19 protein-coding genes are annotated in these 21,670 nt (G+C 73.9%); 5 read left to right on the top strand and 14 right to left on the bottom strand.

Going from position 1 to position 21,670, the window contains the following annotated elements:
- Nucleotides 1–95 precede the first annotated feature (95 nt).
- Both ACGIF2_RS00620 and ACGIF2_RS00615 read right to left on the bottom strand, forming a co-directional pair.
- A complete protein-coding gene (locus tag ACGIF2_RS00620; RefSeq protein ID WP_396042390.1) occupies nucleotides 96–941 on the bottom strand; it encodes an inositol monophosphatase family protein in 846 nt (281 codons plus the stop codon).
- 60 nt (nucleotides 942–1,001) lie between these two features.
- Nucleotides 1,002–1,652 (bottom strand): trimeric intracellular cation channel family protein, encoded by a 651-nt coding sequence (locus tag ACGIF2_RS00615; RefSeq protein WP_396042388.1) that lies wholly within the window; start codon nucleotides 1,650–1,652, stop codon nucleotides 1,002–1,004.
- A gap of 112 nt (nucleotides 1,653–1,764) precedes the next feature.
- Here ACGIF2_RS00615 and sepH point away from each other — a divergent pair, with 112 nt between their 5' ends.
- Entirely contained in the window at nucleotides 1,765–2,886 is a 1,122-nt protein-coding gene (gene sepH, locus ACGIF2_RS00610) for a septation protein SepH (RefSeq protein ID WP_396042386.1), read from the top strand.
- A 6-nt stretch (nucleotides 2,887–2,892) separates the two neighbouring features.
- On the opposite strand, the gene ACGIF2_RS00605 is transcribed toward sepH, so the two are convergent.
- The 4 genes from ACGIF2_RS00605 to ACGIF2_RS00590 are packed head-to-tail and all read right to left on the bottom strand — an operon-like array spanning nucleotide 2,893 to nucleotide 8,118.
- The gene (locus ACGIF2_RS00605) at nucleotides 2,893–3,573 is read right to left on the bottom strand and encodes a thymidine kinase (protein ID WP_396042384.1); all 681 of its coding nucleotides are present in this window, start codon (nucleotides 3,571–3,573) and stop codon (nucleotides 2,893–2,895) included.
- Nucleotides 3,574–3,590: 17 nt separating this feature from the next.
- On the bottom strand, nucleotides 3,591–4,802 hold the full coding sequence (locus ACGIF2_RS00600; protein ID WP_396042382.1) for an alkaline phosphatase family protein: 1,212 nt from the start codon (nucleotides 4,800–4,802) through the stop codon (nucleotides 3,591–3,593).
- A complete protein-coding gene (locus tag ACGIF2_RS00595) occupies nucleotides 4,799–5,374 on the bottom strand; it encodes a DUF5998 family protein (RefSeq protein WP_396042380.1) in 576 nt (191 codons plus the stop codon). Before ACGIF2_RS00595 ends, ACGIF2_RS00600 begins: the two co-directional genes overlap by 4 nt.
- A 26-nt stretch (nucleotides 5,375–5,400) precedes the next feature.
- Nucleotides 5,401–8,118 (bottom strand): GNAT family N-acetyltransferase, encoded by a 2,718-nt coding sequence (locus tag ACGIF2_RS00590; RefSeq protein WP_396042378.1) that lies wholly within the window; start codon nucleotides 8,116–8,118, stop codon nucleotides 5,401–5,403.
- A 203-nt stretch (nucleotides 8,119–8,321) separates the two neighbouring features.
- Between ACGIF2_RS00590 and ACGIF2_RS00585 the strand changes: the two genes are divergently transcribed.
- The gene (locus ACGIF2_RS00585; protein WP_396042376.1) at nucleotides 8,322–10,787 is read left to right on the top strand and encodes a DNA topoisomerase (ATP-hydrolyzing) subunit A; all 2,466 of its coding nucleotides are present in this window, start codon (nucleotides 8,322–8,324) and stop codon (nucleotides 10,785–10,787) included.
- A gap of 37 nt (nucleotides 10,788–10,824) precedes the next feature.
- Here ACGIF2_RS00585 and ACGIF2_RS00580 read toward each other — a convergent pair whose 3' ends face one another.
- The 3 genes from ACGIF2_RS00580 to ACGIF2_RS00570 all read right to left on the bottom strand — a co-directional run bounded on the left by ACGIF2_RS00580 (nucleotide 10,825) and on the right by ACGIF2_RS00570 (nucleotide 14,903).
- The gene (locus tag ACGIF2_RS00580) at nucleotides 10,825–11,607 is read right to left on the bottom strand and encodes a lysoplasmalogenase (RefSeq protein WP_396042374.1); all 783 of its coding nucleotides are present in this window, start codon (nucleotides 11,605–11,607) and stop codon (nucleotides 10,825–10,827) included.
- 64 nt (nucleotides 11,608–11,671) lie between these two features.
- Nucleotides 11,672–12,703, bottom strand: coding sequence for a GNAT family N-acetyltransferase (locus ACGIF2_RS00575; protein ID WP_396042372.1), 1,032 nt, complete (start codon nucleotides 12,701–12,703; stop codon nucleotides 11,672–11,674).
- 82 nt (nucleotides 12,704–12,785) lie between these two features.
- On the bottom strand, nucleotides 12,786–14,903 hold the full coding sequence (locus ACGIF2_RS00570) for a type IIA DNA topoisomerase subunit B (protein WP_396042370.1): 2,118 nt from the start codon (nucleotides 14,901–14,903) through the stop codon (nucleotides 12,786–12,788).
- 197 nt (nucleotides 14,904–15,100) lie between these two features.
- On the opposite strand from ACGIF2_RS00570, the gene ACGIF2_RS00565 reads away from it, so the two are divergent.
- Nucleotides 15,101–15,322 carry a hypothetical protein gene (locus ACGIF2_RS00565; RefSeq protein WP_396042368.1) on the top strand — a complete coding sequence of 74 codons (222 nt, stop codon included), beginning with the start codon at nucleotides 15,101–15,103 and terminating at the stop codon, nucleotides 15,320–15,322.
- A gap of 103 nt (nucleotides 15,323–15,425) precedes the next feature.
- Here the strand turns inward: ACGIF2_RS00565 and ACGIF2_RS00560 are convergent, their stop codons facing one another.
- From ACGIF2_RS00560 to ACGIF2_RS00545, 4 genes are all read right to left on the bottom strand, one after another.
- Nucleotides 15,426–15,773, bottom strand: coding sequence for a hypothetical protein (locus ACGIF2_RS00560; protein ID WP_396042366.1), 348 nt, complete (start codon nucleotides 15,771–15,773; stop codon nucleotides 15,426–15,428).
- A 191-nt stretch (nucleotides 15,774–15,964) separates the two neighbouring features.
- Nucleotides 15,965–17,464, bottom strand: coding sequence for an RNA polymerase sigma factor (locus tag ACGIF2_RS00555; RefSeq protein WP_396042364.1), 1,500 nt, complete (start codon nucleotides 17,462–17,464; stop codon nucleotides 15,965–15,967).
- A 232-nt stretch (nucleotides 17,465–17,696) separates the two neighbouring features.
- On the bottom strand, nucleotides 17,697–18,095 hold the full coding sequence (locus ACGIF2_RS00550) for a universal stress protein (protein ID WP_396042362.1): 399 nt from the start codon (nucleotides 18,093–18,095) through the stop codon (nucleotides 17,697–17,699).
- A 95-nt stretch (nucleotides 18,096–18,190) separates the two neighbouring features.
- Nucleotides 18,191–19,318, bottom strand: a complete 1,128-nt coding sequence (locus ACGIF2_RS00545; protein ID WP_396042360.1) for a DUF4192 domain-containing protein — start codon at nucleotides 19,316–19,318, stop codon at nucleotides 18,191–18,193.
- A gap of 136 nt (nucleotides 19,319–19,454) precedes the next feature.
- Between ACGIF2_RS00545 and ACGIF2_RS00540 the strand changes: the two genes are divergently transcribed.
- Both ACGIF2_RS00540 and ACGIF2_RS00535 read left to right on the top strand, forming a co-directional pair.
- The gene (locus tag ACGIF2_RS00540; protein WP_396042358.1) at nucleotides 19,455–19,979 is read left to right on the top strand and encodes a hypothetical protein; all 525 of its coding nucleotides are present in this window, start codon (nucleotides 19,455–19,457) and stop codon (nucleotides 19,977–19,979) included.
- Between the two features lie 20 nt (nucleotides 19,980–19,999).
- Nucleotides 20,000–21,115 carry a polyprenyl synthetase family protein gene (locus tag ACGIF2_RS00535; RefSeq protein WP_396042355.1) on the top strand — a complete coding sequence of 372 codons (1,116 nt, stop codon included), beginning with the start codon at nucleotides 20,000–20,002 and terminating at the stop codon, nucleotides 21,113–21,115.
- 57 nt (nucleotides 21,116–21,172) lie between these two features.
- Here ACGIF2_RS00535 and ACGIF2_RS00530 read toward each other — a convergent pair whose 3' ends face one another.
- Complete coding sequence (locus tag ACGIF2_RS00530; protein ID WP_396042353.1) at nucleotides 21,173–21,601, bottom strand: Rv2175c family DNA-binding protein; 429 nt, start codon at nucleotides 21,599–21,601, stop codon at nucleotides 21,173–21,175.
- Between the last annotated feature and the right edge of the window lie 69 nt (nucleotides 21,602–21,670).

Genomic DNA, 21,670 nt, shown 5'->3' with positions numbered 1-21,670 from the left:
GTTTGTTCCCGCAGCGCTGCGGATTCTGCACTATTTTTCTGGGCCGTGCACACACGGACAATTGACCAAGTTCGGACACTTGGTGGAAGACGCTTTCATTCGTCGCTGCCCGCACCCAGCCGTTCGAGCTCCGCGACGAGCTGCCCGACCGTCGCCGCCGGCCCCGCCACGGTCATGTCCGCGCTGGCCCGACGCCCGTCCAGGCCGGTCACGACCGCCCCGGCCTCCTGTGCGACGAGCGCGCCCGCCGCGAGGTCCCACGGGTTCAGGCCCCGCTCGTAGTACAGGTCGAGCCCACCCGAGGCGAGCGTGCACAGATCCAGCGCAGCCGACCCGATGCGACGAATGTCACGTACCTGAGGAAGTACCTCAGCGACGATACGCGCCTGTGCACGACGGCGCTGGGTGACGTATCCGAATCCCGTGCCGAGCAGCGACGTCGCCAGATCGGGCGCGGCATTGATGTGCAGCTCGCGGCCGTCGAGGTAGGCCCCGGTCCCGCGGCCCGCGGTGTAGGTGCGGCCGTCGGCGACCGAGAACACGCAGCCCGCGACCGCGGTCCACCGCTCGGGGTCCGGCTCGCCCGCGACGACAGCCACCGAGACCGCGTACGCGGGGATGCCGTACAGGTAGTTCACGGTGCCGTCGATCGGGTCCAGGACCCACGTCAGACCGCTCGTGCCCGGGACGTACCCCTCCTCCTCGCCGAGGATCCCGTCGTCGGGGCGGTGCTCGGCCAGCATCGAGCGCAGCAGCGCCTCGGACGCGAGGTCCATCGCGGTGACGACATCGATCGGGCTCGACTTCGTCGCCGCGACCGCGACCCGCTCGGGGCGGCCGTCGTGCACGAGCCGACCGGCGGCGCGCGCCAGCGTCTCGGCGAGCGCGACGAGCTCACGGGTCAGGGCGGCATCGGGCACGGGGGTCTGGGTGTGGTCCACGTGCCCATGGTGCCCGACGAGCAGGAGCCCGGCCGCGCGGCAGGTCCGCGCCGCGCCGCGTCATCCGGACCGGGACCGGGACCGGGGGCGTTCCTGCCACGGTCCGGGGGCGTTGAGGTGGAAGCGCATCGCGATGAGCCGCAGCCCGAACACCACGGCGACCACGACCGCGGATGTGCCGCTCGTGAGCAGCCCGCCCTCCCACAGCAGCGCGGTCGCGGCGGCCCCCACGAGCGCCGGGATCGCGTACAGCTCCCGGTGGTGCAGCACGGCGGGCACCTCGGCCGACAGGAGGTCGCGCAGCACCCCTCCCCCGACGCCCGTGATCGTGCCCACGAAGATCGCGGCGACCACGCCCGAGTCGTACTGCAGGCCCTTGATCGTCCCGACCACGGCGAACAGCGCGAGCGAGCCCGCGTCGAGCACAGCGATCATGCGTCGCGCCCGTTCCAGGCGCGGGTGGAAGAAGTACATCGCGACGCCCCCGGCGAGCGCGGTCGCGATGAACAGCCAGTCCGCGATCGCCACCGGTGGGATCGCGCCGATCAGGACGTCGCGCATGAGCCCGCCGCCGAGGCCCGCGGCCCACGCCAGCACCAGCACGCCGAAGACGTCGAACTTCTTGCGCACCGCCGCGAGGCCCCCCGACAGCGCACCCACGAAGATGCCGGCGAGCTCCATGGCGGGTTCGAACGGCAGCTCGGGGATCACAGGACGATCATCGCAGCGTCCGCGGCGCGACCGCCGCGCGGCGCACCGGGTCGCCTACCGCCGAACGGGTGCCATCGGTGGCAGTCTCTCCTCGGGGCTACGAGGAGGTCTGATGGGTGAGCTGGAGCTGGTGGGTCTGCACGACGACGGCGAGCACCTCGTCCTGACAGCGCCCGACGGCCAACGTTTCCGGCTGCGCATCGACGAGCCGCTGCGCGCTGCGGTCCGGCGTGACCGACCGCAGCTCGAGCAGCTGCGGTCGACGCGTGCCGGAACGCTGAGCCCGCGTGAGATCCAGGCGAGCATCCGGGCGGGCCGCACGGCCCAGGAGGTCGCGGACGACGCCGACCTGCCCGTCGAGCAGGTGCGGCGCTACGAGGGCCCGGTGCTCGCCGAGCGGGCGTTCGTCGCCGACCAGGCTCGCGCGACGCGGGTGGGCCGCGACGCCGGCGCCCCCGTGCTCGGCGACCTCGTGACCGACCGGCTCGCCGCGCGGGGCGTCGCCCTGGCCACGCTCGCCTGGGACGCCCACCGCGGCCTGGCGGGCCCCTGGCACGTCGTCGCCCGGTTCATGGTCGGTGAGGAGCAGCGCGAGGCCAGCTGGACGTACGACGCCGCGAAGCGCGTGATCCAGGCCGACGAGGACGAGGCGCGCTGGCTCTCGGAGACCGAGATCGCCGACGAGCCCATCCCCCGCCGCCACCTCTCGGCCGTGCGCGACGTCGTGTTCGACGTCGAGGCCGACGGCTCGCTGCGTCCTGTGCTCGGCGTGCTCGACCTGGCCGACGCGGTTCCTGAGCCCGACCCGCACGCCGAGACCGATGCGCTGCTCGACGACCTGCGCTCGCGGCGCGGCGTCCGGCAGCAGCTCGACCTCGACGACGACGGCGAGGACTTCGAGGGCTTCGGCCCCCCGCACGCGTTCGACTTCGCCGGGGTCCCCGGTGCGCACCCCGTCGACGCCGACCCCGAGACCGAGGCCACCGTGCTCTCGGCGCCGCGGTTCGCGACGGGTGACGTGCCCGCGCTCCCCGCGCTCTCCCCCGTCGGCGAGACGCCCGCGGACGAGCGTCCGGCCGTGGAGCACGCGTCGGGCGTCCGTCCCGGCGCGCTGCCTGCGCCCGAGACCGCGTCCGACGAGGCCGGCGCCCCCACCGAGCGCCCGAAGGCACGCAAGGGCCGGGCCAAGGTCCCCAGCTGGGACGAGATCGTCTTCGGCGCGAAGCCCGAGTAGGTCGGGTCAGGCGGGCGGCGCCGACGGGTCCCCGTCGTGCAGCACGCCCAGGGTCTGCGGGGAGGGCGCTGCCGCCCGCGCGGCCCGCGCCGTCTGCCGTCGGACGTGGTGACGGCGGCACAGCACCTCGTACCCCGTCTCGTCACCGCCCGTGGTCACGTCGACGTCGCCGACCACGACCTGCTCGCCCTCGACCACCATGACCCCGCCCACCGTGCGAGCGTTGTGGGTGGCACGGGCCCCGCACCAGCACAGCGCCCGGACCTGCAGCACCTCGACCCGGTCGGCGATCTCGACGAGCCGAGCCGAGCCCGGGAACAGCCGGCTGCGGAAGTCGGTCGTGATGCCGAACGCGAACACGTCCGCCCCCAGGTCGTCCACGACCCGGGCGAGCTGGTCGACCTGCTCGGGGGTGTAGAACTGCGCCTCGTCGCAGATGAGGTAGTCCACGGCACGGCCCCGGACGCGTCGCTCGACGACCTCGCCCCAGAAGTCCGTCGCCGACGTCACCTCGTTCGCCTGCACGCTCAGCCCCAGCCGCGACGACAGGCGGTCCTCGCCCGCGCGGTCGTGCGACGTGAACAGCAGGCCGTCCCGCCCGCGTGCCGCGTGGTTGTGGTGCATCTGCAGCGCGAGCGTCGACTTGCCGCAGTCCATGGTGCCCGAGAAGAAGGCCAGCTCAGCCATGGGTCGTGTCCTCCGGTTCAGGCCTGGACGGTCAGGAACGGGACGTGCACCTCGGCCGGCGTGAGCGAGCCGTGCACCCCCACGAGGTCCATCGACCCCTGGGTCTGGGTCCGCGAGTCGACCACCGTCGCCCGTCCGGCCATCGCGACCACGACGTCGCCGATGAGCGGGCGCACGTGCTCGGCCACGGGGCCGAACCAGCCGGCCTCGATCGCCTCCGTGCCGAGCGCGACGACCCCGGCGTCACCGAGGGTCCGGCGCCACCGGGCCGCCACCTCGTGCGTGCGCTCCTCGAGCCCAGCACCGGGGGTCACGTGCACGTGGAGCGCCCGCGGCTCGCCCGCGACGAGCTCGACGCCCTCGGACAGCTCGGGGGTCCGGGCCACGTCCCACCGGCGCGAGCGGTCCACGTCGACCATGCCGTGGTCGGCGGTCACCACGAGCGTCGTGCCCGTCGGCAGCGAGCGGGCCAGGCGCCCGAGCTCACGGTCGAGCGCCGAGAGCGCGTCGCCCCACTGGCGCGACCCCCAGCCGTGGTGGTGCCCGACCTTGTCGACGTCACCCCAGTACAGGTAGACGAGCGCGGGGCCCATGAGCTCGAACAGTGCGACGTCGACCCGGTCCGCGAGCGACTCGGCCGCGCGGTAGTCGCCGCCGCGCAGCGCCGCCTCGGTCAGGCCCGAGCCCGCGAAACGCTTCGGACCCACGCTCGTCACGGGGATCCCGGCCGCCACGACCCGCTCGAACACCGTGGGCTCGCGCTGCCACTCGCGCGGGTCGCCCGCGCCGTCCCACGAGACGAGGTTGGCGAGGCCACCCGTCGCGGGGTTGCGCGCCGAGTACCCGACCATGCCCGTGCGTCCCGCACAGCTGCCCGTGCCGAACGAGCCGAGCGAGGCGGCGGTCGTCGAGGGGTAGCCCGTGCTCAGCGGCTGAGAGCCCGCCAGCAACGAGCGCAGGAACGGGGCGTGGCCCGAGCGCTCCGTGAGGTTGTGCATGCCGAGCCCGTCGACCAGCACGACGCAGGCCCGCTGGGCGCGCGGCAACGACAGGCCGCGCCGCGAGCCGTCCACGTCGGGGACCCCCAGCGCGTGCGCCACCGCGGGCAGGACAGCACCGAGGTAGCGGTCGTCGTAGTCGGGCGTGACGAGACCCGCGGACGTGAGGTCCGCGGATGCCGGCGGCGCCACGGCAGCGTGGTGGGCGAGGCTGAGCGGGTCGGTGCTCATCGGCGGCGGGCGCTCGCCGCCGAGAGCTGGCGGGCGAACGAGGCGGCGGCCCGGACGGCCTCCTGACCCTCGGCCACCGCGCTCACGCGCACCACGACGTCGTCGGGCGTGAGGGTTCCGGTCAGGCCGTGGTCGGCCTCGCAGGCGGGGTCGGCGCACGACGCGGGCTCGAGGTCGACGCGCGAGACCGCGCCCCAGCCGATCGCGAGGGTGAGCTCGGCCGCGGTGTCGCCCGTGCGGTGCTGCTCGGGGGTCGCGACGACGTGCGTGAGCGCGACCGAGCGGAGCTCGGCGAGCGGCACCGACTCGGTCGTGGCGGCCGCGCTGGCGGACGGGTTCTCGCTGTCCGCCGGGTGGTCGTCGACGTGGGCCACGACCAGCCGCGACGGGGTCAGGACCAGCACGGTGACGTGCCTGCGCACCTCGGCGGCATCGAACGTGGTCTCGGGATGGACGAGGTGGGCCACGACCTCTTCGTCAGCGACGGCGACGTCGAGGACGTCCGCGACGAGCTCGGGGTAGTAGCCCGCCCGGTGGAGGTCCGTGCGGAGATCGGTGAAAGCAGGGGGCACGGATCTATCCTCCCACCTCCCACGGGTCAGGTCGGCAGCGCCCGGCGCGTGCCGTCGGCCCGGTCTGCGACGGCCACCTGCGCGCGGGCGCCGAGCACCACGACGCCGCGCTCGGCCACGACCACGGGGTTGAGCTCGATGCTGCGCAGCTCGGGCAGGTCCTCCGCGAGCACCGAGAGCCGCGCGATGACGTCCTCGAGCGTGGCGACGTCGAGCACGGGCAGCCCTCGGTACCCGAACAGGCGCGGGGCGGCGCGGGCCGAGCGCACGAGCTCGGCCACGTCGACGTCGGTCAGCGGCGGGACGCCGTAGCTCACGTCGCCCAGCAGGTCGGACGCGTCCCCCGAGAGCCCGAAGCTCAGCACGGGCCCGAACAGGGGGTCCTCGACCGAGCGCAGCACGCACGACGCGCCGCGCGGCACCATCGCCTGGACCTCGAGCGGGGCGCGCCCGGGGTCGGCGCTGTGCCGGGAGGCGAGCTCGAGCACCTGGTCGACGTCGGCCCGCAGCTCGGCCTCGTCGTGCACGTCGAGGCGCACCCCGCCGAGGTCCGAGCGGTGACGCAGCGCGGTCACGGTGGTCTTGAGGGCCACGGGCCAGCCGACGCGCCGCGCCGCCTCGACCGCCTCGTCGGCGGTGCGCACCGGGACGGTCTCGAGCACCTCGATCCCCACGCACCCGAGCAGCTCGGCGGTGCGCGCGGGGTCCAGGTCGATCTCGGTGCCGGGGACCCCGTCACCGAGCCAGGCGGTCACGAGCCGACGGGCCGCGCGCGTGTCGACCCCTGCGGGGTTCACGGGCACGCCGCGGTCCGCAGCGCGCCAGGCCGCGTACCGCGCGGCCTGGCCGAGCGCGAGCACCGCGTCCTCGGGGGTCGTGTACGCGGGAACGGTCCACGGCCGCCCGTCCGCGTCGGGCGCCGTGAGCTCGGGCGTCGCACCGTGCAGACCGGGCAGGCACGCGACGGTCGTGCGGCCCGAGCCGGCGGCCGCGCGGGCGAGGGCCCGCGCCACGCGCGCGTCGGCAGAGCCGACCGTCGGCACGTACACAGCGACGACCACGTCGACGTCGTCGGAGCCGTACAGCTCGCCGACGGTGCGCTCGATCGTCGCGTCGTCGGCGTCCTCCCCCAGGATGGCCGCCTGCCCCCCGACCACGAGGCCCGCCGCGGCACCCGCCTCCGCGACGAGGGCCGCCATCGAGGCCGAGCTCGCGACGATCGCGGCGCGGCGCCCCGACGGCAGCGGCTGGAGCGCGAGGACCTGCGCGACCTCGAGGAGCTGGTGGGTGTTCTCGACGCGGATCACGCCCGACTGGCGCATGACCTCCTCGAGCGTGCGGCGCGGCGCGTGCGTGGCCCGCACCGCGTGCCCGGGCGGCACCACGTGCCCGGACCGGCCAGCGGTCACGACGACGACCGGCTTGACGGCGGCGAGCCGACGCGCGACACGGGAGAACTTGCGCGGGTTGCCGATCGACTCGAGGTACAGGCACGCGACCGACGTCGCGTCGTCGTCGTGCCAGAACTGCATGAGGTCGTTGCCCGAGACGTCGGCCCGGTGGCCGGCCGAGACGAAGCACGAGAGGCCGAGCGCGCGACGGCGCACCGAGCCGAGGAGCGCCACGGACATGGGCGCCGACTGGCAGAACAGCCCGATCGAGCCGGGAATCGGCGGGTCGGGGGTCAGGGACGCGTTGAGCGTGCGCCCGTCGGTGTGCGCGAGCACCCCGTACGAGCCCGGCCCCACGACTCGCATGCCCGCGGCGTGGGCCGTGCGCAGCAGCGCCCGCTGCCGCTCCAGGCCCGCGGGACCCGTCTCGGCGAACCCGGTCGACAGCAGCACGAGGCCCCGGACCCCGAGCCGGGCCAGCGCACGCACCGCGGGGACGGCCTCGTCGGCCGGCACGGCGAGCACAGCGAGGTCGACCGGACCGGGCACCTCGGCGAGCGTCGGCCAGACGGTTCCGCCGACCGCGAGCGCGTCGGCGTCGCGCAGCCCCACGACGTGCACGTCGATCCCCGTGCCGGACGCCACCAGGTCCTCGGCCACGCGGCGGGCCAGCAGGTCGTCGAGCGAGCCCGCGGGTGACCGGTGCGACGCGACCACGACCACGGACCGTGCCGTCAGCAGCCCCTGGACGCTGCGTGCCTCGGCGCGGTGCTCACGGTCGGCCATCACGGCGAGCGACCGGTCGGTCGGGTCGATGTCGAACGCGACGGTCACGACGCCGTCCTCCATGGACTGGCGCACCACGTACCCGGCCTCCCGGAAGACGCCGATCATCTTGCCGTTCTGCGGCAGCACCTCGGCGGTGAACCGGCGCACGCCGCGTTCGCGGGCTGCGGCGGCCAGGTGCTCGAGCAGCACCGAGCCGAGCCCGCGCCCGTGGTGCGCGTCGGCGATGTTGAACGCGACCTCGGCCTCGTCGCCGTCGAGCCGGTCGTAGCGTGCGACGCCGATGATCTGCTCGTCGGCCGTGACGGCGACGAGCGCGACCCGGTCCACGTGGTCGACGTGCGTGAAACGTGCCAGGTCCCGCTCGGGCAGCCGCTCGAGCGTCGCGAAGAACCGCAGGTACGTCGAGCGCTCGGACTGGGCCACGTGGAACGCCTGGAGCGCCGGTGCGTCGGTCGGCAGGATCGGGCGCACGTGCGTGGTGGACCCGTCGCGCAGGACGACGTCGGCCTCCCAGCCCGTGGGGTACGTGGGAGGCTGCGCGCCGCCTGCGATCACCTCAGCCATGGCGCCAGGCTAGTGTGCGGCCGTCGCCGCCGGGACGTCGCGCCGTGACGTCAGGAACGGGTGCCCCGCGTGGCACACCGTGGCACCCCGGACGGCGCGCGACAATGGCACCGCACGCGACCCCGTGGCCCGCCCGGGGCAGTGCACCCCTGACGCCGTCGATCCCGTCGGCCGTAGTCCTGCACCGAGGAGCCGCATCCCCCATGGCGCGCCGCACCGCGACCCCTGACGTCCCGCCCGAGGACGTCGTCGAGCGCATCGTCGACATCGACGTCGCGCACGAGATGGAGGGCTCGTTCCTCGAGTACGCGTACTCGGTCATCTACTCGCGCGCGCTGCCCGACGCCCGCGACGGCATGAAGCCCGTGCAGCGCCGCATCCTCTACCAGATGTCCGAGATGGGCCTGCGTCCCGATCGTGCGCACGTGAAGTCGGCGCGCGTGGTCGGCGAGGTCATGGGCAAGCTGCACCCGCACGGCGACACCGCGATCTACGACGCGATGGTCCGCATGGCGCAGGCGTTCTCGCTGCGGCTGCCCCTCGTGGACGGCCACGGCAACTTCGGCTCGCTCGACGACGGCCCGGCGGCACCGCGGTACACCGAGGCGCGGATGGCCCCCGCGGCCGCGCAGATGACGGCGGGGCTCGACGAGGACGTCGTCGACTTCGTTCCCAACTACGACAACAAGCTCACCCAGCCCGAGGTGCTGCCCGCGGCGATCCCGAACCTGCTGGTCAACGGCGCGACGGGCATCGCGGTCGGCATGGCCACGAACATGGCGCCGCACAACCTGGTCGAGGTCGTCGCGGCCGCCCGTCACCTGCTCGCGCACCCGGACGCGACGCTCGAGGACCTCATGCGGTTCGTGCCGGGGCCCGACCTGCCCACGGGCGGCAAGATCGTCGGCCTCGACGGCGTGCGTGACGCGTACCGGACGGGACGTGGCGCGTTCCGCACCCGTGCCACGACCCGGATCGAGAACGTCACGGCGCGCCGCAAGGGCATCGTCGTGACCGAGCTGCCGTACACCGTGGGCCCCGAGAAGGTGATCGAGAAGATCAAGGAGGGCGTGCAGAACAAGAAGCTCTCCGGGATCAGCAACGCCGTCGACCTCACGGACCGCGCGCACGGTCTGCAGCTCGTCATCGAGGTCAAGACCGGGTTCAACCCCGAGGCGGTCCTCGAGCAGCTCTACCGGTTCACCCCCCTCGAGGACTCGTTCTCGATCAACAACGTGGCGCTCGTCGACGGGCAGCCGCGCACCCTCGGGCTCCGCGAGCTGCTCGAGGTGTGGGTCGCGCACCGGGTCGACGTGGTGCGCCGGCGCAGCCGGTTCCGGCTCGCGAAGCGGCTCGAGCGGCTGCACCTGGTCGAGGGTCTGCTGATCGCGATCCTGGACATCGACGAGGTCATCCAGGTCATCCGCACGTCGGACGACTCGGAGGCCGCCCGCGGGCGCCTGCGTGACGTCTTCGACCTGTCGGAGCCGCAGGCGGAGTACATCCTCGAGCTGCGCCTGCGCCGCCTGACGAAGTTCTCGCGCATCGAGCTCGAGAAGGAGCAGCAGCAGCTCGCGCAGGAGATCGCGGAGCTGCAGGCGATCCTGGGCGACGAGGCGCGCCTGCGCACGGTCGTGTCGGACGAGATGGCCGAGGTCGCCGCGACCTACGGCACCCCCCGACGCACGATCCTGCTCGAGTCGGCCGGTGGCACGAGCGTGACCGGGGCTGCGGCTGCGGCCCGCTCGGCGACGCCGCTGGAGATCGAGGACACGCCCTGCTGGGCGCTGCTCTCCGCGACGGGGCTGCTCGCCCGCACGGGGGGCGCGGAGGCCCCCGAGCGTCCGGACGACCGCCGTGCCAAGCACGACGTGCTGCGCGGCTCGGTCTCGACCACAGCGCGCGGTGAGGTCGGGGTCGTCACCTCACGCGGTCGGGTCGTGCGGGTGTCCGTGCTCGACCTGCCCTCGCTGCCGCCCACCGACGGCGCCCCGACCCTGTCGGGCGGCGTACCGCTCACCGAGGTGGTCGGGCTCGAGCGGGGCGAGGACGCCGTGGGTCTGGTCTCGCTCGCCGAGGACGCACCCACGCTCGCGCTCGCGACGGCAGGGGGCACCGTCAAGCGCGTCGTCCCGGGCGACGCGCCCGGGAACAAGGACGCGTGGGAGGTCATCGCGCTCAAGGACGGCGACGAGGTCGTCGGCTGCGCGGGCGTCACCGACACCGACGAGCTCGTGCTCGTGAGCTCGGACGCGTCGCTGCTGCACTTCCCGGCCTCGGCCGTCCGGCCGCAGGGGCGCTCCGCGGGCGGCATGGCGGGCATCAAGCTCGCGGCCGGCCAGCGGGTCGTGTTCTTCGGTGCGGTCGCTCCCGGCACGGAGGCCGCTGTCGTGACGGTCGCGGGCTCGTCGAGCGCCCTGCCCGGCACCCAGACCGGATCGGCCAAGACGACACCGTTCGAGCTGTACCCGGGCAAGGGGCGCGCGACAGGTGGTGTGCGCGCGCACCGGTTCCTGCGCGGCGAGGACACGCTCATCCTGGCGTGGGTCGGCGCGGCTCCCCCGCACGCGTCGGGCTCGGCGGGGCAGCCCCTCGACCTGCCTGCACCCGACCCCCGTCGCGACGGGTCGGGCATCGCGCTGCCGGCACCGCTGCACGCGATCGGCTGAGACCACCCACCGGAGCCGTGACCCCGACAGCCGGGGGTCACGGCTCAGGTGGTGCCACGGCGTGACCGGCCGCGGGGCGACCGGTCACCGACCGGGACCGTGCGCCCGGTGCCGGGGCGGCCAGGCGCAGGCCTGGCGGGCGACGCGCGGCCACGACGCCCGCGACGATGAGCGTCTGCCCGGCCACGTACGTCGCCATGACCCACAGGTCGGCGAGCGGTGGCTCGAGGTCCGCGAACGCCCGCAGGGCGATCAGCGCGTCCGAGACGAGGAAGACGGCGCCACCGATCCCGGTCAGCCGGTGCACCCCCGTCGCTGCCATCGCCATCGCGACCAGGCACACGCCGTACACCACCAGGGGCACCAGCAGCGACCCCGCGGCGGGCGCGCAGGCCCCCACGAGCCCGACGAGCACCCCCACGTAGGGCAGCGCGAGCCAGGGACGGCGCACGAACGGCGTCCGGTGCGCCACGGGCACGAACGCCACCAGGTAGGTGATCTGCGCCAGCAGGAAGGAGCCGACCATCGTCCGGAACGACGCGTCGGACCCCACCACGTCGGGCAGCGTGTCACCGAGCCACGAGAATCCCAGGGCGACGAGCACGAGCGTGACCCGCCGCCCCCGGTCCTGGGGCACCAGGAGCGCGAGGACGAGCGCGAGCAGCGGCATCAGCGCCCACTGCGTGGCATCCGCGACCCCGCGCGCCCCGACCACCTGGCCCACGAGGTGGGCGACGACCACCACGGCGTACAGCGTCACCGCACCGCGCACCGCGGTCGACCTGCCGCCCCACCACGTCACCACCGCACGACCGGTCACGGGACATCGCCCCCTCGGCTCTCCCGCGGGCGCCGTTGCCCGTGGTGGCGCGATGCTAGCCCGGTCAGACCTCGATCGCGTACATGACCGACCCGTGCTGCACCTCGAACCCGAGAGCCCCGTACAGCCCGTGGGCGCCCGACGGGTTCGCGGTGTCGACGTCGAGCCGTGCGTGCTGCATCCCGTCGGCGCGATACGCAGCCATGGCCGACGCGAGGAGCGCGACCGCCACACCCCGGCCCCGCCACGCCCGGCGCACGCCGAGCAGGCTCGCGTACCCGTACGTGTACCCCGTGACCGGCCAGTCGTGCTCGTAGCGGCTCGACACCAGGTACCCGGCGACCTCGCCGCTCGCCTCGTCGAGCGCGACCCGGCTCCAGGTGGGGGCGAACGTGGCGACGTGCAGCGCCCACGCCTCCGCGGTGTACGGCTCGCTCCCCCAGTGGTCGGCGAACGCGTCGTTGTGCGCGCGCCGCACCCGGTCGTCGAGCTCGTCCGTCCACGGGACCACCCGGACGCCCTCGACCGGCCGCGCCTCGGGCAGCGGCCCGGACAGCGGACGGCGCATCGACACGTAGTGGCGGGCGGGTGCGAACCCCGCGCGCGAGTACAGCGCCTTGGCGCCCTCGTCGGTGTCCTCGAGGTACGTGAGGATCCGCGCCGGGAGCTCCTTGCCCGACCCGGCCAACAGCTGCCGCGCCCGACCGTCCATCCACGCCACCAGTGCCCGACCGACCCCTCGTCCGCGCACCGCGGGGTGCACGGCGCCGTCGAGGAACACCCGCAGGGTCCCGACGTCGCCCGGGTTCGTCGAGACCTGGGCCGACGCGCGCAGCACGCCGTCACCGTCCAGCCCCGCGAGCGTGTCGCGGCGGTGGTCCTTCCAGGCGCCGTCGAACCCCTCGGCGACCTCCGCGGGAGACGTGCGGAACGGCGCGGCGTCGGCCTCTTCGACCGCGGCCCGCAGCTGCGCGAGGGCAGGGACGTCGGCCACCGTCATCGGCCGCCACGTCAGCCCGAGCGTGGCGGGTGGCAGCACCGGGGTGGTGGGCGCCGCGGCCCGGACGGCGAGCGGTCGCGAGGTCTCGGTCGTCATGGCCCCACGCTCTCCCGGTGCACGCCGCGGCGGCAAGCCGTTTTGCGCGCCCCGGTCGCCGCGCGCCACGGCCACCGCCGCCTCAGGCGTCGATGCGGCTCCGGTCGAGGTCGTCCGCGCCCGCGATGATGAAGTCCTTGCGCGGGGCGACGTCCGACCCCATGAGCAGCTCGAAGACCTGGTCGGCCCGCTGCGCACCTTCGACCGTGACCCGGCGCAGCGTGCGGTGGCGCGGGTCCATGGTCGTCTCCGCGAGCTGGTCGGCGTCCATCTCACCGAGGCCCTTGTAGCGCTGGATGTCGTCCTTGTAGCGCTTGCCGGCCTTGTCGAGCTTCTTGAGCGTCGCCACCAGCTCGGCCTCGGAGTACGTGTAGACGTACTCGTTCTTGCGGCTGCCCGCCCCGATGACCTCGATGCGGTGCAGCGGCGGCACAGCGGCGAACACCCGCCCGGCCTCGACCAGCGGACGCATGTAGCGGAAGAACAGCGTGAGCAGCAGCGTGCGGATGTGCGCGCCGTCCACGTCGGCGTCCGTCATCATCACGACCTTGCCGTAGCGCGCGGCCTCGAGGTCGAACGTCCGGCCCGATCCCGCGCCCAGCACCTGGATGATCGCGGCGCACTCGGCGTTCTTCAGCATGTCCGTGATGGACGCCTTCTGGACGTTGAGGATCTTGCCGCGGATCGGCAGCAGCGCCTGGAAGTCCGAGCTGCGCGCGAGCTTCGCGGTCCCGAGCGCCGAGTCGCCCTCGACGATGAACAGCTCGGAGCGCCCCACGTCGTCCGTCCGGCAGTCGGCGAGCTTGGACGGCAGCGTCGAGCTCTCGAGCGCGTTCTTGCGCCGCGAGATCTCCTTCTGCTTGCGCGCCGACAGCCGCGCGCGCATCTCGCCCACGACCTTGTCGAGCAGCAGCGCCGCGTGCGCCTTGTGCTCGCGCTGGGTCGAGCTCAGCAACGCCGCGAGCTCGGTGTCGACCACCTTCGCGACGATGCCCCGCACGGGGGCGGTGCCGAGCACCTCCTTGGTCTGCCCCTCGAACTGCGGCTCGGCCAGGCGGACGGTCAGCACGGCGGTGAGGCCCGCGAGCACGTCCTCCTTCTCGATGCGCTCGTTCGAGTCCTTGGCCGAGATCTTGAGCCGGCGTGCGTTGGCCTCGACGGACTTGCGCAGCGTGCGCAGCAGCGCTGCCTCGAAGCCGGCCAGGTGCGAACCACCCTTGGGCGTCGCGATGATGTTGACGAACGTGCGCACCTCGGTGTCGTACCCGGTGCCCCAGCGCAGCGCGATGTCGACCTCGCACTCGCGCTCGACCTCCTGCGGCTCGAGGTGGCCCCGCGCGTCGAGCACCGGCACGGTCTCGGTGAACGTGCCCGATCCCGTCAGGTGCCAGGTGCCGGTCACGGCCGGGTCCGGGGCGAGGTGGTCCACGAAGTCGACGGTTCCGCCCTCGTGCAGGAACGTCTCCTCGTGCGGGCCGTCGGCGCCGGGGATCCCGCGCTCGTCGCGCACGGCGATCGTGAGGCCGGGCACGAGGAAGCTGGTCTGCCGGGCGCGCGTGACGAGCTCGTCGTACGAGAACACGGCCGTCTTGGGGAACACCTGGCGGTCGGCCCAGTAGCGCACCCGCGACCCGGTGCGTCCGCGAGCGACCTTGCCCACGACCGCGAGCTCGGAGGTCGCGACGAAGGGCTCGAACGGGGACTCGGGACCCCGACCGGCGCTGTCGTCGAACGTGCCCGGCTCGCCGCGGTGGAAGGTCATCCGGTACGTCTTGCCACCACGGTCGACCTCGACGTCCAGCCGCGACGACAGCGCGTTGACGACCGACGCGCCCACGCCGTGCAGGCCGCCCGACGCGGCGTACGAGCCGCCGCCGAACTTGCCGCCCGCGTGCAGCTTGGTGAAGACGACCTCGACGCCGCTCAGCCCCGTCTTGGGCTCGATGTCGACCGGGATGCCGCGGCCGTTGTCGCGCACCTCGACCGACGAGTCGGCGTGCAGGATGATCTCGATGCGGTCCCCGAACCCGCCGAGGGCCTCGTCGACCGCGTTGTCGATGATCTCCCACACGCAGTGCATGAGGCCCCGGGAGTCGGTCGACCCGATGTACATGCCCGGGCGCTTGCGGACGGCCTCCAGGCCTTCCAGCACGGAGAGGTGCCGGGCGGTGTAGCTGGACTCTGCGGATGCTGTCGACACGAGGCCCGAGCGTAATCGCTCCGACCGACGACTCCTCGCAACCTCGCCCTCGACGCCCGCGCGGCGCTGTCGACGGCACGTCCCCCGTGCCCCGTTTGCGCGAGTTGCCGCCGCCGATCGAGCGGCGTTCCTACGCGGGGAGCGAACCTGGGCCTCCCGCTGCCGTGGTTCTCAGGGTCCGATGGTTGTATAGCACTGTGACTGGGACGACGACCGAACCGCTGACAGTGGCCGACCGTTGTGATCGCTGCAACGCTCAGGCCTACGTGCGTGTGCTCCTTCCCGTGGGCGAGCTGCTCTTCTGCGCGCACCACGCCCGCGAGCACGCCCCGAAGTTCTCGGAGCTCGCCACGCACGTCCAGGACGAGACCGACCGGCTCCTCGCCGACCACGGTGCGGGTGCCGGCGCAGCCCGCTGACGCGACCCTGACCGCCCTACGGGCCGACCACCCCCCGGTGGTCGGCCCGTAGCCGTCTCACCACCCACCGACATCTCGGAGGGGGGCGTGCGGGAGGGTGGGGTCAGGTGCGGGGGCGGGTGGAGATGCCCATCGCGGAGCGGAGGGCGAAGAGCAGCTCCCTGGTCGCGGCCCTGGCCGCGGGGTTCGACACCGAGCTGTCGAACTGGCCTGCGAGGACGGAGAACTGCTCGGTCGCGTCGAGCTCGGCGGCGACCCGGACGACGGCGTCCGCTGCGGTCCGCTCCTGGGCCATCGCGCCGCGCAGGTCGACGACGAGCCGCCGGACGGTGTCGGACACCTCGGACATCGACGGGTTCAGCCGGTCGAGCAGGCCCACGGCCCGCGAGGCGAAATCGAGCTCGTCACGTACACGTCGCAGGATCCCCTGCGCCTCTGTCTCGCTCCACACGGGGCGTGCCTGTCCTTTCCTGAGCACCGGATGAGCGCGCACAGTACCTCGCGAACCTCGGAGCCCGGCCCGTCGCCGCGGGCGCCCCGGGGCACCCCGGCGGTCGCTCGCACGAGGCCTGGACGACGACTGCCCGGGTCGGGAGACTCAGCGTCTCCCGGCCCGGGCAGCAGTCGTGGTTCGCGTGCCGCTCAGTCGAGGTAGTCGCGCAGCACCTGCGAGCGGGACGGGTGGCGCAGCTTCGACATGGTCTTCGACTCGATCTGGCGGATCCGCTCACGCGTGACGCCGTAGACCTTGCCGATCTCGTCGAGGGTCTTGGGCTGGCCGTCGGTGAGGCCGAAGCGCATCGAGACGACGCCGGCCTCACGCTCGGAGAGCGTGTCGAGCACCTGGTGCAGCTGCTCCTGGAGCAGCGTGAAGCTCACAGCGTCGGCCGGGACCACGGCCTCGGAGTCCTCGATGAGGTCTCCGAACTCGCTGTCGCCGTCCTCGCCGAGCGGGGTGTGCAGCGAGATGGGCTCGCGGCCGTACTTCTGGACCTCGACGACCTTCTCGGGCGTCATGTCGAGCTCCTTGGCGAGCTCCTCGGGCGTGGGCTCGCGGCCCAGGTCCTGGAGCATCTGCCGCTGGACGCGGGCGAGCTTGTTGATGACCTCGACCATGTGCACCGGGATACGGATGGTGCGGGCCTGGTCGGCCATGGCGCGCGTGATCGCCTGACGGATCCACCATGTGGCGTACGTCGAGAACTTGTAGCCCTTGGTGTAGTCGAACTTCTCGACCGCGCGGATCAGACCGAGGTTGCCCTCCTGGATCAGGTCCAGGAACAGCATGCCGCGGCCGGTGTAGCGCTTGGCGAGCGAGACGACGAGCCGCAGGTTGGCCTCGAGCAGGTGGTTCTTGGCCCGACGGCCGTCCGAGGCGATCCACTCGAGCTCACGACGGAACTTGGGCTCCATGGTGACGCCCGCGTTGAGCCGCTCCTCGGCGAACAGGCCGGCCTCGATGCGCTTGGCGAGCTCGACCTCCTGCTCGGCGTTGAGGAGGGCGACCTTGCCGATCTGCTTGAGGTAGTCCTTGACCGGGTCGGCCGTGGCGCCCGCGGTGACGACCTGCTGCGCGGGGGCGTCGTCGTCGTCAGCGTCGGAGTAGACGAACCCGACGCTCTCCTCGGCCTCCTCGTCGGCCTTGGCAGGCTTCTTGGCGTCGTCGGTGCCCTCGACCGCGGTGTCGTCGTCCACGACGATGTCCTCGATCTCGACCTCTTCGAGCTCGACGGCCTCCTCCGATGCGGCGGCGGCCTTCGCGGCCTTGGCTGCAGCAGCCTTGGTCGGAGCCTTGGGGGCCGCAGCGGCCTTGGTCGCGGCGGCACGGGGGGCGCGGGCCGGCTTGGCGGCGCCCTCCTCGGTGCTGCTGACCACTGCCTTGGTCGCGGTGCGCGTCTTGGCGCGCGTCGCGGCCACGGCGCGGGCTGCGGGCACGGGCTCCTCGACCATGATGCCGGCGGTCACGAGGCCGCGCATGACGGCCTTGAGACGCTTGGCGTCCTGCACGTCGGCCTGCTCGCAGGCGGTGCGGAGGGCGACCGCGTTGACACTGCCGTGGGTCCTGCCCTGACGGACGAGCTCCTGCATGGCGGGGTGCTCGAACTCACGCGGGAGTGCGGGGTGCGAAGACTGGGACGACACAAACAACCTTTCGGCAGCGAGAGACCCGGGTAGAAAGCAGCGGGCAGATGCACATTGTACCGGGCGAGATCCGGGTTGGACCGTGATCAGCGCGCGAGCAGACCTGCGCACGCCGTCCATGACGCCCACGCACGAATGCACGCTCCTGGTCAAACGGACCGCGCGGCCCGAAGATTCCCGATCTACGCCCGGGTCCCCGCCGGGCCCCGCCCGGCCCGTGTCTCCGCGAGGGTCAGACCGCGTCGGGCTTGACCGCGAGCACCGGGCACGGCGAGTCGAGCAGGATGCGCTGGGCGTTCGCCCCGAGGATCAGCTTGCCGACAGGGCTCCGACGGCGCAGCCCGATGACGATGAGCCGCGCACCGATCTCCTCGGCCGTGCTGATGAGGTCCTCGGCGACGTCACGCCCCCGGCTGAGCACCCGGATCTCGTACGTCACACCCAGCGTGTCGAGCTGGCCGCGGATCCCGTCGAGCGCGGCGTCGAGGTCCCTCCGCTGCTCCGGGGTCTCGTCACCGCGGTCGCTGACGACGACGACGAGCCGCTCCGCTCGACGCTGTGCCTCCGTCGCCGCGACATCGAGGGCGGTCTGCCCCTCCGGTGTCGCCAGGTAGCCGACCACTATGCCCATCGGATCTCCTCCAGCGTGCTCTCGCGACCATCGCGAGCTGTGACGCTACCGGAGCGCGGGGCCTCGGACGACCTCTACACGGCCGTGGGCGCACGTCAGCCGGACCTCACCCACCCCGGCGGGAGCGCAGCTGCGAGCGCGTCGTCGAGCAGGCAGGCCAGGCGGTGGGCCGGGTCGTGGGCCCGGGCCTGCGCCACGAGGATGCTCGCGCGCACCCCGTCGCCCTGCCACCAGGCGAGCATCGCGAGGAGCGTCAGGGCCGGCGCCTGGGCATCACGGCGCCCGTGCGCGACGACGCGTTCGAGCGTCTGCACGTGGGCCGCGGTGGGGCCGGGAGGCGGGGGCTGCGCGCTCTGGGGGTCGACGATGACGCCGACGGCCGCGCCCATCGCCCGCATGTCGGCGGGGTCGTCGGACCGCACCGACCGCTCGGCGAGGTCGCCCGTGCCCGGGACCATCGAGACGAGGACCGCGTCGCGCACCCGGCGGTCGGTCAGCCCGACCTCGATGCGTCCGAGGACCGCGGCCCGGGTCGGCTCCGCGCCGTCCTGCACGGCCCGTACCGCGGCACGCCACGCCGCCAACGACTGCTCACGCCAGGCCACCTGCGCGGCGGCTCCACCCTGTTCCGCGAGGACCTGGCGGGCCTGCCAGCGGCGCGCGACGCGGGCGACAGCGCGGCGGGCGTCGGCCGGGGCCGTCCGCACCCGCCCCACACCCGTGCGCGAGCGCGCGACGCACGATCCCGCGAGGACCATGTGGGCACCCACCGAGGTCGACTCGAGCTCGGCGAGCGGCCGCCCTCCGACGGGGCAGCACCGCACGTCCTCGCAGTCCAGGGCGAGGTAGCCGGTCGCGGTGACGACCCAGACCGGCACGTCACCCAGGGGAACGGCCGCCCCCTCGCGGAAGTGGGTCGCGGCGGCGCGGGCACCGACGGGGTCCAGCCCCGGCCCGCGGGGATCGGCGTCCGTGTACAGGACCAGCACCGTGCGCGCAGCGCGGTCGGCACCGAGGTGCGCGACGAGCCCGCGGGCCACCTGTGGCCCGCCCTGCGGGTCCGCCAGGTCGGGCAGGTCGACCCGGGCGACGAGCCCCACCCGCCCTCGGGGGGCGCGCAGGCTCACAGCGACCGCGCTCTCGTGCGGGTGGAAGCCCAGCTGGTGGGGCAGGTAGGCCAGGAGCTCGCGCGGTTCGTCGACCCGGAGGGTGGTGGTGTCCATGACGGCTAGACCACCGCACCCCGCGCGGCCCGGTGGAGCAGCCCGCGGCGACCTGTGGACGTCCGAGCGGCGCCACCTGCTGGGGGTGGCCACGCGCTCCCGTGGGCACCGCAGGACGCAGGCTACGGTGGCTCCCGTGCTCCCTCCCGACCGCCGCGCGCTGCCCGCCCTCGCCCTGACGGCGCTGCTGGCCGTGGCCGTCAGCGGCTGCACGGGCGACTCGGCGCCCGGCGCGAGCCCCGTGGCAGCCGTGTCCGCGACCGCGTCGCCCTCCCCCACCGAGTCCCTGCTCGCCGAGGCGCCCGACGAGCACTCGCAGGTCGGCGCCCTGGTCGAGGGCTTCCCGTCCGACCTCCTGCCGGTCCCCGAGGGCGCCGACGTGCTCGTGTCCGCCGCGGAGCCCGTCGACGGCACCGACATCACGACCGTCAGCCTCAACCTCCGCGCGCCGCAGGACGCCACGGCGCTCGTCGACAGCCTGCGCCAGCCGCTGCTCGCCGCGGGATTCACCGAGGCCCCCGTCGCGCAGAGCGAGCCGGGGCTCGCCGCCCAGACGACGTTCACGCGGGGCGACGGCTCGGAGTTCCTCGTGGTCGGGGTCCTCGACCGCGACGGCGTGCGCACCCTCACCCTGGGCGGACGCGTCCGCACCGGGACCTGAGCCCCCCGTAGGCTGCTCGCGTGAGCCCCACCAACCTGGTCGACGTCGAGGACGTCCGTTCCCGCGTGGACGCCGTCCTCGCCTCCCACGTGGCCGACCTGACGGTCCGGCTCGCCGCGTCGAGCTCCGACGCCGCACCCCTCGCTGACGCCGTCGCGCAGATGCTCTCGGGCGGCAAGCGGCTGCGGGCCGCGTTCTGCTACTGGGCGTGGCGCGCGCACGGCGGGGAGGTCGGCTCAGCGGCCTCGGACATGGTGGTCCGGGTCGGTGCCGCTCTCGAGCTGTTCCAGGCCGCGGCGCTGTTCCACGACGACGTCATGGACGACTCGGACACGCGCCGCGGGCTGCCTGCGGCCCACCGTGTGTTCGCAGCGCTGCACGAGCGCGAGGGCTGGAACGGTGACGCACGGCGCTTCGGCGAGGCCGCGGCGATCCTGCTCGGCGACCTGGCGCTCGTGGTGAGCGAGGAGGCGTTCGCGAGCGCGACCGCGGGCGAACCGGCCGCGGTCGCCGCGCCCGCCCGTGCCGTCTTCGACCTCATGCGCTCGGAGGTCACGGTCGGTCAGTACCTCGACGTGCTCGCGCAGGCGCTGCCGTGGGGCGAGGACCCGGCGGCCGACGAGGTCCGCGCACGCGAGGTCATCCGCGCGAAGTCCGCGCGGTACAGCGTCGAGCACCCGCTCGCGCTGGGCGCGACGCTCGCCGGCGCGACCCCCGAGCAGGTGCTCGCGCTGCGCGAGGTCGGTCTGCCGCTCGGCGAGGCCTTCCAGCTGCGCGACGACCTGCTGGGCGTGTTCGGCGACCCGGCCGCGACCGGGAAGCCCGCGGGCGACGACCTGCTCGAGGGCAAGCGCACAGTCCTGGTGGCCCGTGCCGTCGCGCGGGCCCGCGCCGCGGGCGACGACGCCACGGTCGACCTCGTCCGGGCGCAGCTGGGGCAGCGTGACCTCGACGAGCCAGCGGTGCAGGAGCTGGCCCGGGCCATCGGGGTCACCGGTGCGCCGGACGACGTCGAGGCCCTGATCGCCCTGCTGAGCGCGCGCGCCTTCGACGGGCTGGACCGGCTCGGACTGACCGAGCCCGGCCACGAGATGCTCGTCCGGCTCGGGCACGCGGCCGTCGACCGCCACGCCTGACCGCAGACGCGCCTCACCCCTCGGGGCGTGCCCACGCGGGGCACTCCCCGCGACTGCTCAGAGCAGGGTCTGCGCCCGACGCCGCACGGCCGTCTTGGCACCGCTGCGCAGCGCGTCGATCGGGCGGGTGGCGAGCTGATCGTCCTCGGTGAAGAGCCACTCGATGATCTCGGCATCGTCGAAGCCCGCATCGCCCAGGACGGTGAAGGTGCCCTGGAGAGCGGCGAGCACGGTCCACGCCGGGGCGGACTCCTCGGCCTCGTCGTCGCGCGGGCGGGTGGGTGCGGACGGGTTCGCGAGGTGCGCGGGCACCAGGAAGTCCTCGGGCACCGACAGGACGCGCGGGTCACCCCGCCGGACGCCCACGAGCCGCCCCTCCTGCACGATCCGACGCACCTTGCCCACGTCGATGCCGAGCCGCTCGGCGACATCGGGCAGCGTGAGCCACGAGTTGACGAGCTTGTCCAGGTCTGCGGTGTCGTTCACGGCGTCCAGCGTACGCACCTCGCGAGGTTCACCCGTTCGCCGACGGACGTGACCGCCACAATTCCCCCG

The sequence above is a fragment of the Cellulomonas sp. P22 genome (assembly GCF_044392165.1).
Note: the sequence above shows the minus strand (reverse complement) of the source record. Positions and strands in the feature narration are given on the sequence as shown.